Here is a 17433-nt window from a genome sequence, read left to right as displayed (position 1 = left end):
GAATACCCCCATATGTCTCTTCGACGCATCAGCCCGCTGCTGTTCACTCTCGGTATCGCTGCGGCGTGCAGCTCTGGGGATCCCGCGAGCCCCACGTCGGTCTCGCGACAAGCCCTGAAGGGGCCCTCCGAAGCGCTGCTGGCACTACAAGCGTCCCTCGACAAGTCCGCCGCTGCGGTGCTCGCGCAGATGGATGCCAAGGAGCGTGCCCGACTCGTGAACGGCCTCGCGTGGTACGACGACGATCCACGCGAGCTCACCGCGGCGCGGGGTACTCGGGGCCAGGTGACGCACGCGTCCGCTCGCTATCTCGCCTACGACGTCGCACCCAAGCTGCCACAAAAGCCGAGCATCGATCGCGCCAAGGCAGCGATTGCCGACGGCGGCATCGTGCGAGCCCTGGCGGGTCTCGGGCCGAACGACGATCTCGAGATCGTCGATTCTCGTGGTCAGGCCGGCAAGGGGCAGCGCTATCTCGTGGAGCAGCGCTACGCCGGGACACGGGTGTACGAGGCCGGGGCGGCCTTCGACCTGGACGCCCAGGGACGCCTCACGCGCTTCGACGGCTGGCTGTTGCCGACTCCCAAACCGCCGACGAAGAACCTGATCTCGTCCAAGGTGGCCCTCGCCGCGGCCCTCGCTCACGTGAAGTCCCTGGGCGCGCCGTGGACCCTCGGCAGCATCAAGGCGCTGGAGACGGAGCTGGTGGTCGCACACCGGCAGCTCTCGGACGACGATCGCTATGCGTGGCGCTTTCTACTCTCGGTGCCCAACGCGCCCTCCGCCCTGCGGGAGGTGGTCATCAATCGCAGTGACAAGAGCGTGATCGAGAGCACCGACGAGGTGAAGTACCTGAACGCGAACGATCAGATCTTGCTCGCCAGCGGCACCATCGGAGGTACGGGGCACGTCACCACCACCGTGCTCTGGCGCGGTGACGAAGACTGTCCCAACACCAGCGCGTATCCAGTGGGAAGCAGTCCCTTCGAGCGAGACCTGGACGAAGCCAAAGCGGCGCTGTGTGAAACCGAGCAGGTGTTTCAGACTTATGGGCCTGAGTGGGGCGTGTCGGATCCCCGAGGCTGGATGGACGCCGGAGATCCCGGCGTTCAGCTCGGCATCGGCGCAGACCCGCTGCTGAGCGTGGCGATGAACTCCGGCGGGCGGCTGGTGTTCGCCAACGGCGTGGCGCGGGCCGAGGTCGTGGGCCACGAGGTGTTTCACTCCACCGAGGGCCTGTTCCATCTCGGAGGTGGGCAGGAGGCCGGCGCAATCTCGGAGCACATGTGCGACGCCTTCGGGATGCTCCTGGAGCGCCGCTTCGCGCATCGTCAGGAAGACGCCTGCCTGCTGAACGACGATCCGGACTCGGAAGCCGCCATCGCCTTGCAGGACCAGAGCACGCTGTCGCCCATTCAGCCGTTCCGTCCCTGTGCCGCGGAAATGCTGCCCCGCCCGTGGCGCAATGCCTGCGACCCCACGGCGGACAACGGCGGCTGGTGCGAGGGCGCCGACAGCTACCGCAATCAGGCGTTCAGCAAGTACGACGCCTATGGCGACACCAGCGGTCGGAGCTCGGGCAACGTCAAGTCCCACACCAACTTGGGCATTGGCAACCACGTGGTGATGTCGCTCCTCGGCGTCTCTGGGGGCTCGCCCCATGTGGTCCACGGCGTCGGCGACCACGACATGACGCGGCTCTTGCTGGGGACCATCGCGGGTCTCGGCTCCCAATCCGACTGGTCTTCCTACGGCGAAACGATGATCCAGGCCGCGATCTCCATGGCCGGCGGCACGGCCCTGAGCACGGTGGAGCGGGAAGCACGTGTCGCTCTCGGCAACGCCGACATCTGGAGCATGCCCAAGCCGATCATGCCGCGCACGGGCGGCGCGCCCACCCTGCCCGCACCACCCGTCACCCAGCGGCCTGCGGTCGCCACCGTCGCGCTCACCGGAGATCTCGCCGGCCGCGAGCGCACCTTCGTGTTCTATCGACCGAGTGAGTTCTCGAGTTCCATTCAGTACGTGTGGCGGGATGACGTTGCCGGGGACGCGACCGCCACGCCATCGGAGGGCTGGACCGGGCCGTGCACCATGGACGGCGTCACCACCAACGGCAGCCCCGCGGCGGCCGGCAGCGACCAAGCGGTGTTCTTGGCCTGGGGTGAACCGACGGCAACGGCAGGGGAAAGCCGGCTGCGCGGCAAGGCGCTCACCGGGGAGGACGCCAGCAGCGTCACCAGCGGTTGCGGCTTCAGCTGGCGCGACGACGACCCTCTCCAAGAGCGGATCCTGAAGGGCTCCCCGGCGATCGCGTTCTGGGGCGCGAGTGAGAACCTGACCATCTGCGACGTCCTCAAGCAGGACTTTCCCGGGCTCTCCTTTCCCTTCCGGTCCGTCGCTGCGATGGGCATCTACGTTCCCGACTGCATCGACGTCGCCGAACGCATTCCCAACCTGCCCCACGATTTCTGGCCCGGCATCGGCATCGACATCTTCGACCTGTTGAAGAAGACGCTCGACGGCAAGCCCAGCCTCGGGTTGCCGCAACCCGGCGACCCCTGGGCACCCCGCCTTCCGGACTACGATCCCGGCTTTATGGCGCGCATCAACCTCGTGTCGCAGCTGGCTGGCGACAAGGACGCACAGTCCGCTTATGTGAAGCTCCCGGGGGAGCTCGGCAAGCGCTTCAGCGAAGCGTTCAATCGCTACGGCACCGCGAATTCGCACGGCATCGAGGCCATCGTCGACCAGAACACTGCCTTCAAGAACGGTGACTGGCCGGAGGGCACGGTGCAGGCGATATCGCTGCGGTTCTTCGACGATGTTTTGGTGGTCGCGTTCCGCGATAAAGACGACAACCTGCGTTCGACCACCTGGACGGACATCGCCCCAACGGAAGACGTCGCCAAGCTTCACGCCGGCGTGACGACGGATCCAGCACTGACCCAGGCCAAGGCGCTCACCGCGGACGACGACGGTCATCGCATCGAGGCGAACTTCCTGTACGCCGTCTACGGCCGCAGCCAGACGGTGGATGGGACGCCCCGTCCGCGCCTCTCGTACCGAGTCGCCACCACCTTCGATCCCGACGTCGGCGGTCTACGAGACTTCTCGTTCAGCTCGGAGCGGGCCTTGGACGACACCGTGGAAACCGTTGGCCGTCGGCGCAAGCGCGACTACCGTTTCATCCGCAGCAACCAAGCTCCCGTGGCCGCCGGGGCCGACAAACAGCTGCACGTGTTCACCATCGAGCGCAGCGGCAGCAGTGAAACGCCGGACGACACCGTGGTGGGCGACGCCTCTCCGATGGTGGATCGCGTCCGTTACACCGTGTTTCGCGTGAACTGGGACGGAAAGCTGAAGCCCCTGTCGGAGCGTCCGGTGGTCCTCAGCCGCACGCGCTTGGCGCGCAACGTGAGCGGCGGACAGGCTGGCGCGGCCATCGCCAGCACGGCCCGGCGTCGCCTGCGCTGGTTCTACCCGAACGGTGAGAGCCTGGACGTGCGCACCGAAGGAGAGCAATGACCTGCTCACGCGCCGAGTGCACGATTGCCACTGCTGACATTGGGCCGAAGCGGACTACGTACTTGGGGTGGGATTTCGCTTGGAACAGGACGAGACCGTGCAGTCCGGGGTTCGGCGCATCTCGGCGGAGCAGCTCGACCGCGCTTTGCACGAGCTGAGCACCGCGAGCACTTCCGAAGCCGTTCACCAAGTCCGCAAGCGAATGAAGAAGGTTCGCGCGCTGCTACGCCTGGTGCGCAAGAGCTTCCCCGCGTATGCGGAAGAGAACGCAGCGTTGCGCGACATCCAGAAGAGCCTGGGACCGTTGCGTGAAGCGAAGGTCGCCCTGGACACCCTCGCCCTGCTGCAAGAGGGTGCGGATGTCAGCCGCAGGAGCGTCCTCGAGGCGGAACGCGCATTTCGAACGCATCGACTGCAAGTTGCCACCCCGGCCTGGACGCTCCAGACCCTGGAACGAGTGCACAAGGACATGGAACGGGTGCGCGCGCGTGCCCACCGCTGGCAGCTGGAAACCAGCGACTTCGATGCGGTTGCCGGTGGGTTGGGCAAGACCTATCGCCGAGCGCGGAAGCGCATGCGTGCCGCGTACGACGATCCCTCCGCGGAGGCTTTCCACGAGTGGCGCAAGCGCGTGAAGTACCATTTGCTCCAGGTGCGGCTCCTTCGGAACGCGTGGCCGACGGAAATGAAGGCGCGTCGTGAGGCGCTGGACGAGTTGAAGGACTCGCTCGGGGAAGCCCACGACTGCGTGGACTTCGAGCGTTTGCTGAAGCAGCTCGAAGTGTCGTCGATGGCCCGAAAGGAGCTGCTAGCGGTGTCGAAAGAGGCCCGCTCCGCGCGGCGGATCCACGCAAAACCTCTTGGCGAGCTCGCCTTCGCCGAACCGAAGAAGCACTTCGTCTCGCGCGTGGAGTGCTATTGGGACGCGAGCCGCAGCGCGCGGCTCAAGAGATAGTCGCGCTCGGGAATGCTCGACGTCTTGGCGGCCGCGGCGCGGTAGTGCTCGCGGGCCACCGCAACGTGGCCGGCCCGCTCCTGCAAATGGCCGCGCACGGCATCCAGACGATAGTGTCCGGCGATGCGTGGGTCGTCGTCCAGAGTTGCGACCAGCGCGAGGCCTGCCTCGGGACCGTGAACCATCGCGGCAGCCACCGCCATGCTCAGGGTGACCATCGGATTGTCGGTCATCCGCCGGAGCAGACCGTACAGCGCCAAGATCTCCGTCCAGTCCGTCGCCTCCGTGCTGGGCGCTTCGTCGTGCACCGCGGCGATGGCCGCCTGGAGCTGATACGGCCCTACGCTGCCGCGAGCCAGCGTGGTCGTGATCAACTCCACACCCTCGCGAATCAGCTCCCGATCCCAGAGCGATCGATCTTGCTCGTCCAGCGGGATGAGCTCGTCCTCCGGGCCGCTGCGGGCGCGCCGGCGAGCGTCCGTCAGCAGCATCAGCGCCAGGAGCCCTGTTGCTTCCACGTGATCCGGCAAGGCTCGCTGAACCATGCGAGCCAGACGTATCGCCTCTGACGAGAGATCCACGCGCTGCAGGTTCTCGCCCACGCTGCTGGCGTAGCCCTCGTTGAAGATCAGGTACAAGACGTGGAGCACGGAGTCCAAACGTGCCGCCCGCTCCTCGGGGTCGGGCATGGACAGCGCAATGCCCGAGCTCTTGATGCTCTGCTTGGCGCGACTGATGCGTTGAGCCATCGTCGCCTCCGGCACCAGGAAAGCGTTGGCGATTTCCGCCGTGGTGAGGCCGCCCACCGCGCGCAACGTGAGCGCGATCGCCGTGGGTCGGGTGAGCGCCGGATGGCAGCACATGAACAGCAAGAGCAAGCTATCGTCGCGTTCGGGCTCCTCGCTCTCCACCTCCAGCGCCACCACGGCTTCTCGCCGGCGGCGGGCGATCTCCGAGCGCAGCTGATCCGCCCGCCGGCGCGACGCCACGCGGATCAACCAGGCTCGGGGATCGAGGGGCACGCCTTCTCGAGGCCACTGCTCGGTCGCCGCGATCAAGGCTTCTTGAACCGCGTCTTCGGACGCGGCGAAGTCTCCAAAGCGCCGAACCACCGCGCCCAGCACCTGCGGCGCGAGATCTCGCAGCAGGTGCTGGCCAGCGTCGTTCACGCGTCGACCGGCGGTGCGCTCATCACTTCCCGCACCTCGATGGCCAGGTTGAGGGGTTTGCCTCCGGGCCCCGGTGCGGCCGAAGCCCGCGCGGCGATGGCGTAGGCCTGCTCCGGCGTTTCCACGTCCACGATCCAATAGCCCGCCAAAAACTCCTTGGTTTCGGCGAAGGGACCGTCCGTGACGTGGGGCGAGCCGTCCTTTCCCGCCTTGACGATACGAGCCTGCGCGGGGGATGCGAGTCCTTCCGCTCCCACCAGCTCGCCGGACTTGGCCAGGTCCTCGCCGAATCGCTTCATGAAAGCGATGTGCGCCTTCAGGTCTTCCGGGGGCCAGCTCATCACGCCCCAGTCGCCATCGCCCCGCGGTGCATTCATCATCAGCATGAACTTCATGTCGTTTCCTCTCGTTTTGCGCCTTCCCTGGCGCGTTCGAGACACTGTCGGAGCAGGGGGACCGGTTCTCGACATGCCCTGAAAAAAAATGTCGAGCCGGCGATACGCGAGGTTCCGCGGCGAGCCAACACCCAGAGGAGAAGGCAGCCATTTGTTGGTTCGGCGCGGATCCCGGCGCGCCCCAAAGTCCTACACCACCACACAAACGACCCGAAGCGCCCTTCGCTCGGCACGCCGGCCGCGCTGCAATGAAGGTAAAGTGAAGAAATGGCGGATCCCCGACCGCCGCTGGCGCCCACCGTGAAAAACCTTCGAGTGCTCGGCTGGGCGCTGGTGGTGACGTACGCCGTGATGCTGGTCGTCCACGGCCTCGACCTCCAGCGAGCGGGGGCGCGGGCTGGGTTGATCGCATCGTCCATCACCATCGTGTTGCTGCTGGCAGCGCTCGGGATCACACGGGTGCGTCCGCCCTCTCCACAAGGCGCGAACCATCTGGCCGGCGCGTTCTCCCTGGTCGTGCTCGCCAACATCGCGGTGCACTACACGTTGGCCCGAGACCCGAGCACCGTGGCCATGTTCGTCTTCTATCTGCTCGGCGTCAGCGGGCTCCTGTTCCACCGCGGATGGGTGATCGCGTCGCTGATCCTCGGCTACGGCGCCTGGATGCTCGCCACCGTGCTCACACCTCACGCCAATGCCCTCAGGGACGGGCTCACGCTGGTGACCACGGCGGGCATTGGGTTCGTCGTGTATCTCGGACGCATGCGCGCGATGGCACGGGAAGCCGAGCTGCGCGAGAGGGCAGAGACCCGGCAGCAGTTGGCGGAAGAACGCACGGCGGCGCTGAACGAGCTTCAGACCAGCTTGGCCGGTATCGTGGAGCGCAATCCGGACGGCATGCTCGTGCACAAGAATGGTCGCGTGCTGTTCGCGAATCATCGTTTGGCGGACATGCTGCGCTTCGAGAGCAGCGACGAGCTGGTCGGGCTGGAGCTCTCGGACCTGCTCGGCAGCACCAGCGGTGGTGTCCCCGGCGGCCTGAGCGAAGTGCGCGTGCGCCGGCGGGACGGTGAGGCCGTCGTGCTCGAGGTCGCCTCCACGGCCATTCAGTGGGAACGAGAGCACGCGATGCTGCTCGCCGCGCGCGACGCGACGGCGCGGCACGCCGCCTTGGAAGAGCGCTTGCTGCAGTCGGATCGCCTGCTCACGGTCGGGCGCTTGGCTGCCGGCGTGGCCCACGAGATCAACAATCCCCTGTCCTACGTCCTGGGAAACCTCGCGGAAATCGAGCGGGAGGAGCTACGGCCGGAGGCCCGGGAGCTGCTGCGGGAGGCCAGCGAAGGCGCGCGTCGAGTGAGCTCCATCGCGAGGAATCTGGAGAGCTTCGTCCACCCGGATGCTTCCGATCCCAAGGACCAGGTGGACGTGGTGGAGCTCTTGGAAAGCTGCGTGCGGATGGTCGAGCACGAGCTGCCCGCGAATACCGTCATCGAACGTCAGTTCCCGTCGCGGCCGCAGTTGCTCACCGACGAGCATCGCCTGGGACAGGTGTTCGTCAATCTGCTCTTGAACGCCAGCCAAGCGATGGACAACGCGTCGCAGCGCCTGCTCTCACTGTCGGTGGAAGAACGTGAAGAGGCCGTGGTCGTGAGCGTGAAGGACACCGGCGTGGGGATGCCGCTCCGTGTACGGCGGCGTCTGTTCGAGCCCTTCTTCACCACCAAGCCGGTGGGCAAGGGGACCGGTCTCGGCCTCCACTACTGTTACAACACCGTGCGTGGCCTGGGGGGCTCCATCGACGTCAGCACGGAGGTCGGCGTGGGCAGCACCTTCACCGTACACCTGCCCACGAGCATCGAACGCACGGCGTCCACGAGCCTGCTCCCCCTGCGCATCGTCGTGATCGACGACGACCGCGCCGTCGCGCGCAGCGTGGCCCGCATGCTCCGAGGCCACGATGTGACCATCGCCGAATCTGCGGTGCACGGCGTGGAGCTGATGGAGAGCGGTCAGTTCGACGTCGCGGTGTGCGACCTGATGATGCCGGGGATGGATGGTATCGAGGTGCATCAGCGTCTGGTTACGGCGGGCCTCGCGGAGCGTGTGGTGTTCGTCACCGGCGGCGTGTTCTCCGAGACGGCCCAACGTCGCATCGACGCCATCGAAAACCCCGTGCTGCGCAAGCCTCTGGATGCGACAGCGCTCTCGGACGCCATCCGGCAGGTGACGGAGGCCCGGAACAATCGCGGAATCTCCGGCACCCGCATCGCGCATCCGCGGGAGCCGCGGAAGAAGCACGGTTCTTGAGGAATTGCTCAGGGTCTGCTCAAGCTCCGAGGCGCTGTCGGTGCTTCCATCCGAGGCATGAGGGTCGGGACGATTGGCGCGTTCGCGCTTCTACTGTGCTCGGGGTGTCGCTTCGGCTCGGAGACGAGCTTTGACGTGGTCCACGGCTACGCGGACAAGAAGGTCATGGCGTCGGATCCGGAGGGTGAGCACGTGCTCACCTCCGACGTCGACGGGCAGAAGCTCAGGATCTTCGACCGCGACGGAACGCCGGTTGGAACCTTGCCGTGGCTTTCCCTGGGTTACGGCGGCGAAGTGGAGAGCGGTAGGGGTCCGTACAACGGCGCAGCCACCGCCTACGGCGCTGCGGGGTTCTACGTTGCCGGTGGAGACGACGTGATCCACTGGGTGTTCCCGCTGCTCGGCGGCTGGGCCACCATCAACTGGGACACGGTGCCGCCGATCCCGGAGTCGTCCGGGCGGGTCAAGGTGTGCGACATCACCTCCGGGGGGGACGGCTCGGTGTACGTGCTGAGCGGCGAGCGTACGAACCTGGGCGACTCCTGGGCTCGCGGCGCGGCCTGGATTCAACGCCGTGATGCGAACGGAACCTGGACGCGAAAGCAGCTCGCGGTACACACCTTCTACATCTCGTCGCTGTGCGGCTACGTCGCCTATGACGTGGTTTCCGACCGCGTGCTGATGCTCGACCAGGTGGCGGGCTTCGCCCGGCGCTTGAAGCCGGATCTGAGCGCCGACGGCACCATCCCGGTCACCAGCGCGTCCACCGTCCAAGACATGGAAACCCTCGCGGGATCCATGTATCTCGCGTACTGCTCGGGGACCTGCGGCGGCGACACGGAGCTTCGGATCTTGAACGAAGACGGCGCCGTGACGGACGCTCGCCTCACCGGCAACGTGCACGCCATGACCGTGGAGCGGCCGCCGTTGCCGCTGGGCAACGACCAAGAGGCGTTTCTGTGGACGGTCGGGGAGAACGACGAGGGCGCGCTCACCAAGTTCGAGCTGCTCACGGAGTGATACACTACGCGAGATGAAGGCCACCTTCGCGAGCGCCGTCGCCGTCGCGCTCCTCGCTTCCGCGTCTTCCGCCGGTGCCGTCGAGACGGTCATCGATCTCTCCGGCCAGGTGCCGGATGGGCCCGAGCGCCACTTTTCGGTGCCCTTCGACGTTCCCGAAGGCACCAAGGAGATCGCCGTTCATCAGCTGACACTCTCCGACAAGAACATCCTCGACTTCGGCATCATGGATCCGAACGGGGTGTGGCGCGGATGGGGCGGCAGTCGTATTCAAGACGCCGTCGTCGGAGAGCAGGCGGCGACGCGAAGCCACGTGCCCGGACCGATTGCCGCGGGCAAGTGGGAGATCGTGGTGGGGGAGGCGGCCGTCAACGAGACGCCGGCGCTGTTCACGCTGGAGGTCACGTTGCGAGACACTCCGACACTGCCGCCACAAACGGATCGCAAGCCCTACGTCCCGACGGCACCCCTGGAGGTCGGCGAGCGCTGGTACGCCGGCGACTTCCACGTTCACTCCATCGAGAGCAACGACGCCAAGCCGCCCCTCGATCAGATCGCGACCTATGCGGAAAGCCGCGGTCTGGATTTCGTGCACATCAGCGATCACAACATCCACACCGCGCTGGACTACATGACGGACGCGCAGAAGGCGCACCCGAAGCTCTTGTTCGTGCCCGGTGCGGAGTACACCACCTACTGGGGCCATGCGAGCGCCGTGGGTGCCACCCAGTGGGTGGACGATCGCACGGAGCTGCCGGGTCATTCCATCGAGCAGGCGGTGGCGGCGTATCACGCTCAGGGCGCGTTCTTCTCCCTCAACCACCCGGCGTTGGCCCTTGGGGACGCCTGCATCGGCTGTGCCTGGGAGCACGACCTGCCCATCGACCAGGTCGACGGCATCGAGATCGGCACCGGTAAGTTCGGCATCATCAACACGGACGCCATCAAGCTGTGGGACGAGTACTGCGACACCGGTCGTCACGTCGTTCCCTTGGGCGGCAGCGACGATCACAGCGGCGGCGCCGACGTGAGCACGTTCAAGGCGCCCATCGGTTCGCCCACCACCATGGTGTGGGCCAAGGAGCTGAGCGTTGCCGGCATTCTGGAAGCGCTGAAGAACGGCCGCACGGTGGTGAAGCTGAAGGGGCCGGACGACCCGATGATCGAGCTCGAGACGCTTTCAGGCTCTGACGAGAACCACCCGCTCCTGCACGCCACCATCACTGGCGGCGCGGGCCTGGTGGCGCGCGTCGTGAAGAACGGCGAGTACGAGCCGGAGGTCGACATCGACGCCGACCCCTTCGTGATCGAGGAACAGATCGCGGCCCCCGACAGCGGCGAAGATCGCTATCGCGTGGAGGTGCTGGAAGCAGGGCGCCCTCTCACGGTGACCAGCCATGTGTGGATCGAGCGGACGCCCCAGACGCCGGTGACGCCGGTCGAAGAGACGGACGACGGCGGCTGCGGCTGCAGCGTGCCAAGTCGTAGCGGCGATACCGCGGCGCTCCTGGCCTCCGCCCTGCTCGGCCTCGCGCTACTCGGCCGCCGTCGCTAGCTCGAGCACCACGGGGCAGTGGTCGCTCAGGTGACGATGGGCCGCCGCGAAGCCGGACGCCTGCTGGCAGGTGAGCTCGGCGCAGTACCCAGCCACCTGCGCGCGGCCCCGAACCAAAGGACGCAGCGAGTCCGACACGGCCACGTGATCCAAGAGCCACGGTTTGCGATCGAAGTACTCGCTGCAGTTCAACGTCGAGGGCACCCGGAGTAGGTCAGCGTGCTGAAGGGCGCCGGTGAGGTCGATGACTTCTTGCTCTGGCGTGACGGGGCTGTCGCATCCATCGCAACCCGACGTGTTGAAGTCACCCGCAACCACCGCCGGGTTGCCGAGCAAGTCGAGCCCCCGCCAGCTGTGTCGGCGGAGCGTTGCGTGGTCTTTGCCGGGACCAGAAGGGAGGTGCACAGATACGAACTCGAAGCGCGGGCCACCGCGAAAGGCGACGCTCGCTCGTAGCCCAGGATGCAGATCCACGCCGCAAGGACGCTCGTCCGTGGGCCGCAGAGCGTAGGCGGCGCGCACGTTCTTGGTCGTGACTCTAGCCGCGTCGAACAGGATGCCCACATGAGGCACGTTGCCGTCGCCACACTGCTCGAGATCGAGCTTCCAGTCTCCTCCCGTGTGTCGATTCAAGAGCGAGATCAGCCGCAGTGCGGCCTTCCGTGCCGGCGGGTTCGACTTGATTTCCTGCACGGCGAGGAGGGGGACGTCCATCAAGGCAATCGCGCAGGCGAGCCAGGGAACGTCCGTCTTGTCACCGTCGGGAAAGGTGCGGATGTTCCAGCTGCCGACGCGCACCTTTCCCGTGGCGCGCGGCAGGTGCTGTTGAGCCTCGAGCATCGCGAGGCAGGACTCCCGGGACTTCCACGGAGATTCGTCCCGCGCCAGCACCTTTTGAGGCAGCGGGCGTGAGGGTGTCGGTGCTCGCTCGACGGGCCTCGTCCGATCACATCCCGCCACCATCGTCAGAGCCAACACCAACACCGACCACGCTCGCATGGACTGGCGAAATGCAGCTCGCGTGCCGGCGAAATGACCGAGAGAAAGCCGCCCACGCTCGGGGCGAAACACCTCGCCGAAGCGCTTTGCCCCCAACGCTTCTCGTCGTCAGGTCCGAAAATGGCCAGACAGGCTCAGCCGTTGTCGCTACCACTCATGGCGTGACCCTGGACGCCGACACTTGCTACCGCGCTCTCACCAGTCGAGACGGGCGCTTCGACGGCGTGTTCTTCGTGGGCGTGGAGACCACCGGCGTCTACTGCCGGCCGATATGCCCCGCGCGCACTCCGGGCCGCGGTCGCTGCGTGTTCTTCGCCCGCGCCGCGGAAGCGGAACGTGCCGGGTTTCGCGCCTGCTTCCGCTGTCGGCCGGAGCTGGCCCCCGGGCTCGCGAGCGTCGACAAGGTGTCGCGGCTGGCCGCCCGCGCCGCCGAGCTGATCGACGCCGGCTACCTCAACGAGCACTCCGTGGAGGAGCTGGCCAAGCTCTTGAACGTGACCGCTCGCCATCTCCGTCGCTGCCTGGAGAGCGAGCTCGGGGTCGCCCCGGTGGAGCTGGCGCAGACCCGCCGCTTGGCCATGGCCAAGCAGCTCTTGGCGGACAGCCGCTTGCCACTGACGCAAGTCGCCTTCGCGTCGGGGTTTTCCAGCGTCCGGCGATTCAACTCGGCGGTGCGGGAGCGCTTCGGGCGGGCGGCATCGGAGCTGCGCAGCGAAACGGGCACCTCGGGGGATGGCATTCCGCTGCGTCTCGACTATCGACCGCCCTTCGATTTCGAGCGCTCCCTGGCGTTCTTGCGCGCTCGCGCCATTCCCGGCGTCGAGCGAGTGAGCGACGGCGAGTACACGCGCTCGGTCGTGGTCGACGGCAAGGTGGGCGTCGTCTCCGTGCGCCATCACTCGCGTCGCGCCGCGCTCGTGGCCCAGGTGTCCCCGAGCTTGGCGCCCAAGCTCATGTTCGTGGCACAGCGGCTTCGGGCCCTCTTCGATCTGAACGCGCGTCCGGAACAGATCGCCCGGCACCTGTCGCGGGATCGCCGCCTCGCCCCGCTCGTGAAGCGCTACCCAGGGCTGCGTATCGTGGGCGCCTTCTCCGGCTACGAGACCGCAGTGCGCGTCATCCTCGGACAGCAAGTGTCCGTGGCTGCCGCCACCACCCTGTCCGGTCGCTTGCTGGAACGCTTCGGCACCGAGTCCGAGGTCGGTCGCGTGTTTCCGGAGCCGCTGGTGCTCGCCAAGGCCAGCGCTCGTCAAGTGCGCGCGGTGGGCGTGACGGAAGCGCGCGCCAAGACCCTCGTCGAGCTCTCCCGCGCCGTCGCCGAGGGACGCATCGATCTGACCGCGGGGGAGCCCACGACGCTGGTGCAGGAGCTACTAGCAGTGCCCGGCATCGGTCCTTGGTCCGCCCACGCCATCACTCTCCGCGCCCTCTGTTGGCCGGATGCGTTTCCGAGCGGGGATCTCGCTCTGCGTCGCGCCCTCGGGGTCGACTCCGCGCGCGCGGCCGAAGTGCGAGCGGAAGGCTGGGCGCCCTGGCGCGCTTACGCGGCAATGCTCTTGTGGCGCGCAAGCGCCGAAGGAAGATGACCATGCTGGCTCACATCGTGATCGACACGCCGCTGGGCAAAACCAAGCTCGTTGCCACGGACAGCGCCCTCGTTGCCATCGTGCTGCCCGGGCAGCACAAGCCGCTCGACAGCCGCGAAGCTCAGGGTCACCCGCTGCTGCTGCGCGCCGCCCGTGAGCTCCGGGAGTACTTCGCCGGCAAACGGCGCGACTTCACCGTCCCCATCGCTCCCCAGGGCACTCCGTTCCAGCAACGCGTGTGGTCCGAGCTGGCACGCATTCCCTATGGACAGCACCGGAGCTACGGCGACCTCGCCACGTCCCTCGGCAAGCCCGCCGCTGCGCGCGCCGTGGGCCGGGCCAACGCGCTCAATCCACTGGCCATCGTGTTGCCCTGTCACCGCGTCATCGGTAAGGACGGCAGCCTGACGGGCTTTGCGGGGGGCATCGACAAGAAGCGCTGGCTCCTGGCCCACGAAGCTCGAAATCCTCGAGGATTGTTTGTCGGGCCGGCGCGATCCCCGGCACGCTCGGGAAGCTCGGCCCCCAAACGTCCGTAAGCGTCAGCGCATGCGCGTCGCTGCGTTCCTCTTCACGGCTGCCCTGGTCGGCTGCGCTGCGGGTCGGCCCCCCGCGGAGCACCCCCGCTCGGGTGCGCCCGAGCCCGGCCCCGACGGCTACACCTGCAGCGCTCAGCAGAGCTTCCAGACGCCTCCCACGGACGCCGAGCTGAAGCAGCTCGAGACGGCCTGCGCGCGGCGCGGCGCCCGGGTGCCCGCGGGCGTCCGCGAGGTGAACGACTGCCCCTGCACCCAGCTCGCCGCAGCGCTCGGCTACCGCAAGGACGCCGCCGCGCGCCGGCGTGGCATGACGCTGTCGATGCAGATCTGCGAGGCCGGCTCCTACGACGCGTGTGACGCCTACGAGCTCGCACGCTCGCTCTGTCTTCGGGATCCGAGTCAGCCCGAATGCGGCCCACTGCGGGATCGCGGGCTGATCCCCACGACGCCCCTGCCCCTCTCCCGCGTGCTCGGCTGCCGCGCCTTCGACGAGGGCACGCTGTGCGTGGAGCGCGACCGCTTGTACTTCAAGGCCGTTGGCCAGCAGTGGGAGCAAGCGCGCGTGCTCGGCTGGGAGCGCGACGACGCCCCCGACGAAGCGCGCCTTCGCGCCAAGCTGCCGCAGGGAACCCTGCTGCTGACGCCCACCCGCGTGGTGGAGAACGCCTTCGCGGGCGCGCAGCGGGGACCCCTGGCGGACCCTCGAGGTTGCTCGCGTCAGCTGACGCCCCCCGAGCTGAAGGATGCTCGCGCAGCCATCGCCGGGCTGCCCCTGGTGGAGGTCGCCTGCGCCGCGACGGATGCCTGCGTCCGCGCCATTGACGATCTGCTGCGTCCGCCACCTCCCTCCCGTGAGGGCGAGGACGACGATACCGAAGGTGCCGTGGACGAGACGGCTCCAGCTCACCCACGCACCCTGCGGGCCTGCTCTCGGCTACGAGATTCGACCATCTCCCAGCTCGGTGAGCGCGCGATCCCCGCGGCCTGCGCCCCGCCCGCGCCGCGCGGCCCGTAGCTCGAGAACGAGTGCCCGCTTGCCGCTCAGCGTTCACGAGCAAGCAGAAGACAAACCGCCAAGACGCCAAGCGCGCCAAGAGAGAGCCAAGAGAGAGCCAAGATTCTTGGGTCAGCACGGGGAGACGGTTCGCGACGCTGGAACCGCAACGGTGAATCGCATCGCCGCACGCAGAAGACAAACCGCCAAGACGCCAAGCGCGCCAAGAGAGAGCCAAGATTCTTGGGTCAGCGCGGGGAGACGGTTCGCGACGCTGGAACCGCAACGGTGAATCGCATCGCCGCACGCAGAAGACAAACCGCCAAGACGCCAAGCGCGCCAAGAGAGAGCCAAGAGAGAGCCAAGATTCTTGGGTCAGCACGGGGAGACGGTTCGCGACGCTGGAACCGCAACGGTGAATCGCATCGCCGCACGCAGAAGACAAACCGCCAAGACGCCAAGCGCGCCAAGAGAGAGCCAAGATTCTTGGGTCAGCGCGGGGAGACGGTTCGCGACGCTGGAACCGCAACGGTGAATCGCATCGCCGCACGCAGAAGACAAACCGCCAAGACGCCAAGCGCGCAAAGAGAGAGCCAAGATTCTTGGGTCAGCGCGGGGAGACGGTTCGCGACGCTGGAACCGCAACGGTGAATCGCATCGCCGCACGCAGAAGACAAACCGCCAAGACGCCAAGCGCGCCAAGAGAGAGCCAAGATTCTTGGGTCAGCGCGGGGAGACGGTTCGCGACGCTGGAACCGCAACGGTGAATCGCATCGCCGCACGCAGAAGACAAACCGCCAAGACGCCAAGCGCGCCAAGAGAGAGCCAAGAGAGAGCCAAGATTCTTGGGTCAGCACGGGGAGACGGTTCGCGACGCTGGAACCGCAACGGTGAATCGCATCGCCGCACACAAGCCCAGCTCTCTCAGGTCTTGGCGGACTTGGCGACTTGGCGGTTCTTCTCTCTCTCTCTGGAACAGACCCAACTCTCTCTCAGGTCTTGGCGGACTTGGCGACTTGGCGGTTCCTTCTCTCTCTGGAACAGACCCAACTCTCTTTCAGGTCTTGGCGGACTTGGCGACTTGGCGGTTCCTTCTCTCTCTCTCTCTGGAACGAGCCGAGGTGTTGGCGACTTGGCGGTTCTTCTGGCTCTCTGAAGCACGTTGCGTCAGGGCGAGACCAGCGCGAGCTTCTTCCGCAGCAGGCGCTGCTCCGCGGCGTTCTCGCACAGCTCGAGGGCCCGGCCGTACCCCGCGTGAGCGGCTTCGCGCTGACCGGCGCGGCGCAGCAGGTCGGCGCGGGCGGCGTGGAACAGGTGATACTCGGAGAGCGACGCTTCGAGCTCGCCCAAGAGCGCGAGGCCCGTCTGCGGCCCGTGCGCCATGGCCACGGCCACGGCGCGGTTCAGCGCCACTACCGGCGTCGGCTCCACCGCGAAGAGTCGGGCGTACAGCGCGGCAATTTGCGGCCAATCCGTGTCCGTCGCGCGCTCTGCTTCGGCATGCACGGCGCTGATGGCGGCCTGCAGCGGATAGGCGCCGCGCGGCGCGCGGCGGAGCGCCGCGCGCGTCAGGGCGCACCCTTCGTCGATCTGCTCGCGGTTCCACAGCGTGCGGTCCTGGTCCTCCAAGAGCACCAGCTCGCCCTCGGCGTCCACCCGCGCGGCCCGTCGCGCGTCGGTCAGCTCCATCAGCGCCAGCAATCCCAGCGCGTTGCCGTCTTCCGGCAGTAGACGGCACAGCTCCCGCCCCAGTCGCAGCGCGTGCTGGCACAGCTCCGCTCGAATGCCGTCCCCGCGACTCGCGGTGTACCCCTCGTTGAACGTGAGATACACCACCTTCGAAATCCCTTCGATACGCGGCGAGAGCTCACTGGCCTCGGGCACCGCGTAGGGGATGTTGGCCGCGCGGATCTTGTGCTTCGCGCGCACCAGCCGCTGCGCCAGCGTGGGCACCGGCACCAGGAACGCGCGGGCGATCTCCTCCACCTCGAGCCCGGCCACGGTGCTGAGCGTCAACGCCACCTGCGCGTGCAGCGCGAGGGCGGGGTGACAGCAGGTGAACATCAATCGCAGCATGTCGTCCCGGATCTGCGGTTCGTCCTCCACGACGGTTTCCAGCTCTTCGAGCAGCTCTGCGTGCTTCTCCCCGTGCAAGGTCCGCTTCCGGATCTCGTCGACGGCCTTGTTGCGCGCGGCGGTGAACAGCCACGCGCGCGGCGAGTCCGGAATGCCGTCCCGGGGCCACTGGGAAATCGCCGCGGCCAGCGCGTCCTGCAGCGCGTCCTCGGCGAGATCAAAGCTTTTCAGGCGCCGGATCAGGCGCGCGAGCACCGTGCCATGATGCTCGCGCACGACCTCTTGGATCCGCTCCCGAGTTGCCGTCACC

12 protein-coding genes are annotated in these 17433 nt (G+C 67.2%); 8 read left to right on the top strand and 4 right to left on the bottom strand.

The features are described from left to right. Window positions 1-12 precede the first annotated feature (12 nt). A complete protein-coding gene (locus H6717_33390) occupies window positions 13-3528 on the top strand; it encodes a hypothetical protein (protein ID MCB9581976.1) in 3516 nt (1171 codons plus the stop codon). Window positions 3529-3595: 67 nt separating this feature from the next. Continuing rightward, entirely contained in the window at window positions 3596-4483 is an 888-nt protein-coding gene (locus H6717_33385) for a CHAD domain-containing protein (GenBank protein ID MCB9581975.1), read from the top strand. Here H6717_33385 and H6717_33380 read toward each other — a convergent pair. After that, window positions 4444-5652: an RNA polymerase sigma factor gene (locus tag H6717_33380; GenBank protein MCB9581974.1), complete on the bottom strand. Its 1209-nt coding sequence runs from the start codon at window positions 5650-5652 to the stop codon at window positions 4444-4446. The two genes, H6717_33385 and H6717_33380, sit on opposite strands and share 40 nt — an antisense overlap. Then, window positions 5649-6047: a hypothetical protein gene (locus H6717_33375; protein MCB9581973.1), complete on the bottom strand. Its 399-nt coding sequence runs from the start codon at window positions 6045-6047 to the stop codon at window positions 5649-5651. Before H6717_33375 ends, H6717_33380 begins: the two co-directional genes overlap by 4 nt. Window positions 6048-6314: 267 nt before the next feature. On the opposite strand from H6717_33375, the gene H6717_33370 reads away from it, so the two are divergent. Genes H6717_33370 through H6717_33360 form a run of 3 tightly spaced genes read left to right on the top strand, consistent with a single transcriptional unit; the run spans window position 6315 to window position 10929 of the window. Next, window positions 6315-8354 (top strand): response regulator, encoded by a 2040-nt coding sequence (locus tag H6717_33370; GenBank protein ID MCB9581972.1) that lies wholly within the window; start codon window positions 6315-6317, stop codon window positions 8352-8354. 57 nt (window positions 8355-8411) lie between these two features. Further along, window positions 8412-9374 carry a hypothetical protein gene (locus tag H6717_33365; protein MCB9581971.1) on the top strand — a complete coding sequence of 321 codons (963 nt, stop codon included), beginning with the start codon at window positions 8412-8414 and terminating at the stop codon, window positions 9372-9374. Window positions 9375-9387: 13 nt separating this feature from the next. Next, a complete protein-coding gene (locus H6717_33360) occupies window positions 9388-10929 on the top strand; it encodes a CehA/McbA family metallohydrolase (GenBank protein MCB9581970.1) in 1542 nt (513 codons plus the stop codon). Here the strand turns inward: H6717_33360 and H6717_33355 are convergent. Continuing rightward, the gene (locus H6717_33355; protein ID MCB9581969.1) at window positions 10909-11769 is read right to left on the bottom strand and encodes a hypothetical protein; all 861 of its coding nucleotides are present in this window, start codon (window positions 11767-11769) and stop codon (window positions 10909-10911) included. The genes H6717_33360 and H6717_33355 overlap by 21 nt on opposite strands. A 320-nt stretch (window positions 11770-12089) precedes the next feature. On the opposite strand from H6717_33355, the gene H6717_33350 reads away from it, so the two are divergent. The 3 genes from H6717_33350 to H6717_33340 are packed head-to-tail and all read left to right on the top strand — an operon-like array spanning window position 12090 to window position 15068. Continuing rightward, on the top strand, window positions 12090-13514 hold the full coding sequence (locus tag H6717_33350) for a DNA-3-methyladenine glycosylase 2 family protein (protein MCB9581968.1): 1425 nt from the start codon (window positions 12090-12092) through the stop codon (window positions 13512-13514). Between the two features lie 2 nt (window positions 13515-13516). Continuing rightward, the gene (locus tag H6717_33345) at window positions 13517-14053 is read left to right on the top strand and encodes a methylated-DNA--[protein]-cysteine S-methyltransferase (protein ID MCB9581967.1); all 537 of its coding nucleotides are present in this window, start codon (window positions 13517-13519) and stop codon (window positions 14051-14053) included. A 10-nt stretch (window positions 14054-14063) separates the two neighbouring features. Next, window positions 14064-15068: a hypothetical protein gene (locus tag H6717_33340; GenBank protein MCB9581966.1), complete on the top strand. Its 1005-nt coding sequence runs from the start codon at window positions 14064-14066 to the stop codon at window positions 15066-15068. 1146 nt (window positions 15069-16214) lie between these two features. Here the strand turns inward: H6717_33340 and H6717_33335 are convergent. Continuing rightward, entirely contained in the window at window positions 16215-17432 is a 1218-nt protein-coding gene (locus H6717_33335) for a sigma-70 family RNA polymerase sigma factor (protein MCB9581965.1), read from the bottom strand. Between the last annotated feature and the right edge of the window lies 1 nt (window position 17433).

The sequence above is a fragment of the Polyangiaceae bacterium genome (assembly GCA_020633235.1).
GTDB lineage: Bacteria > Myxococcota_A > Polyangia > Polyangiales > Polyangiaceae > JACKEA01.
This window is presented reverse-complemented; position numbering and strand designations above follow the sequence as displayed.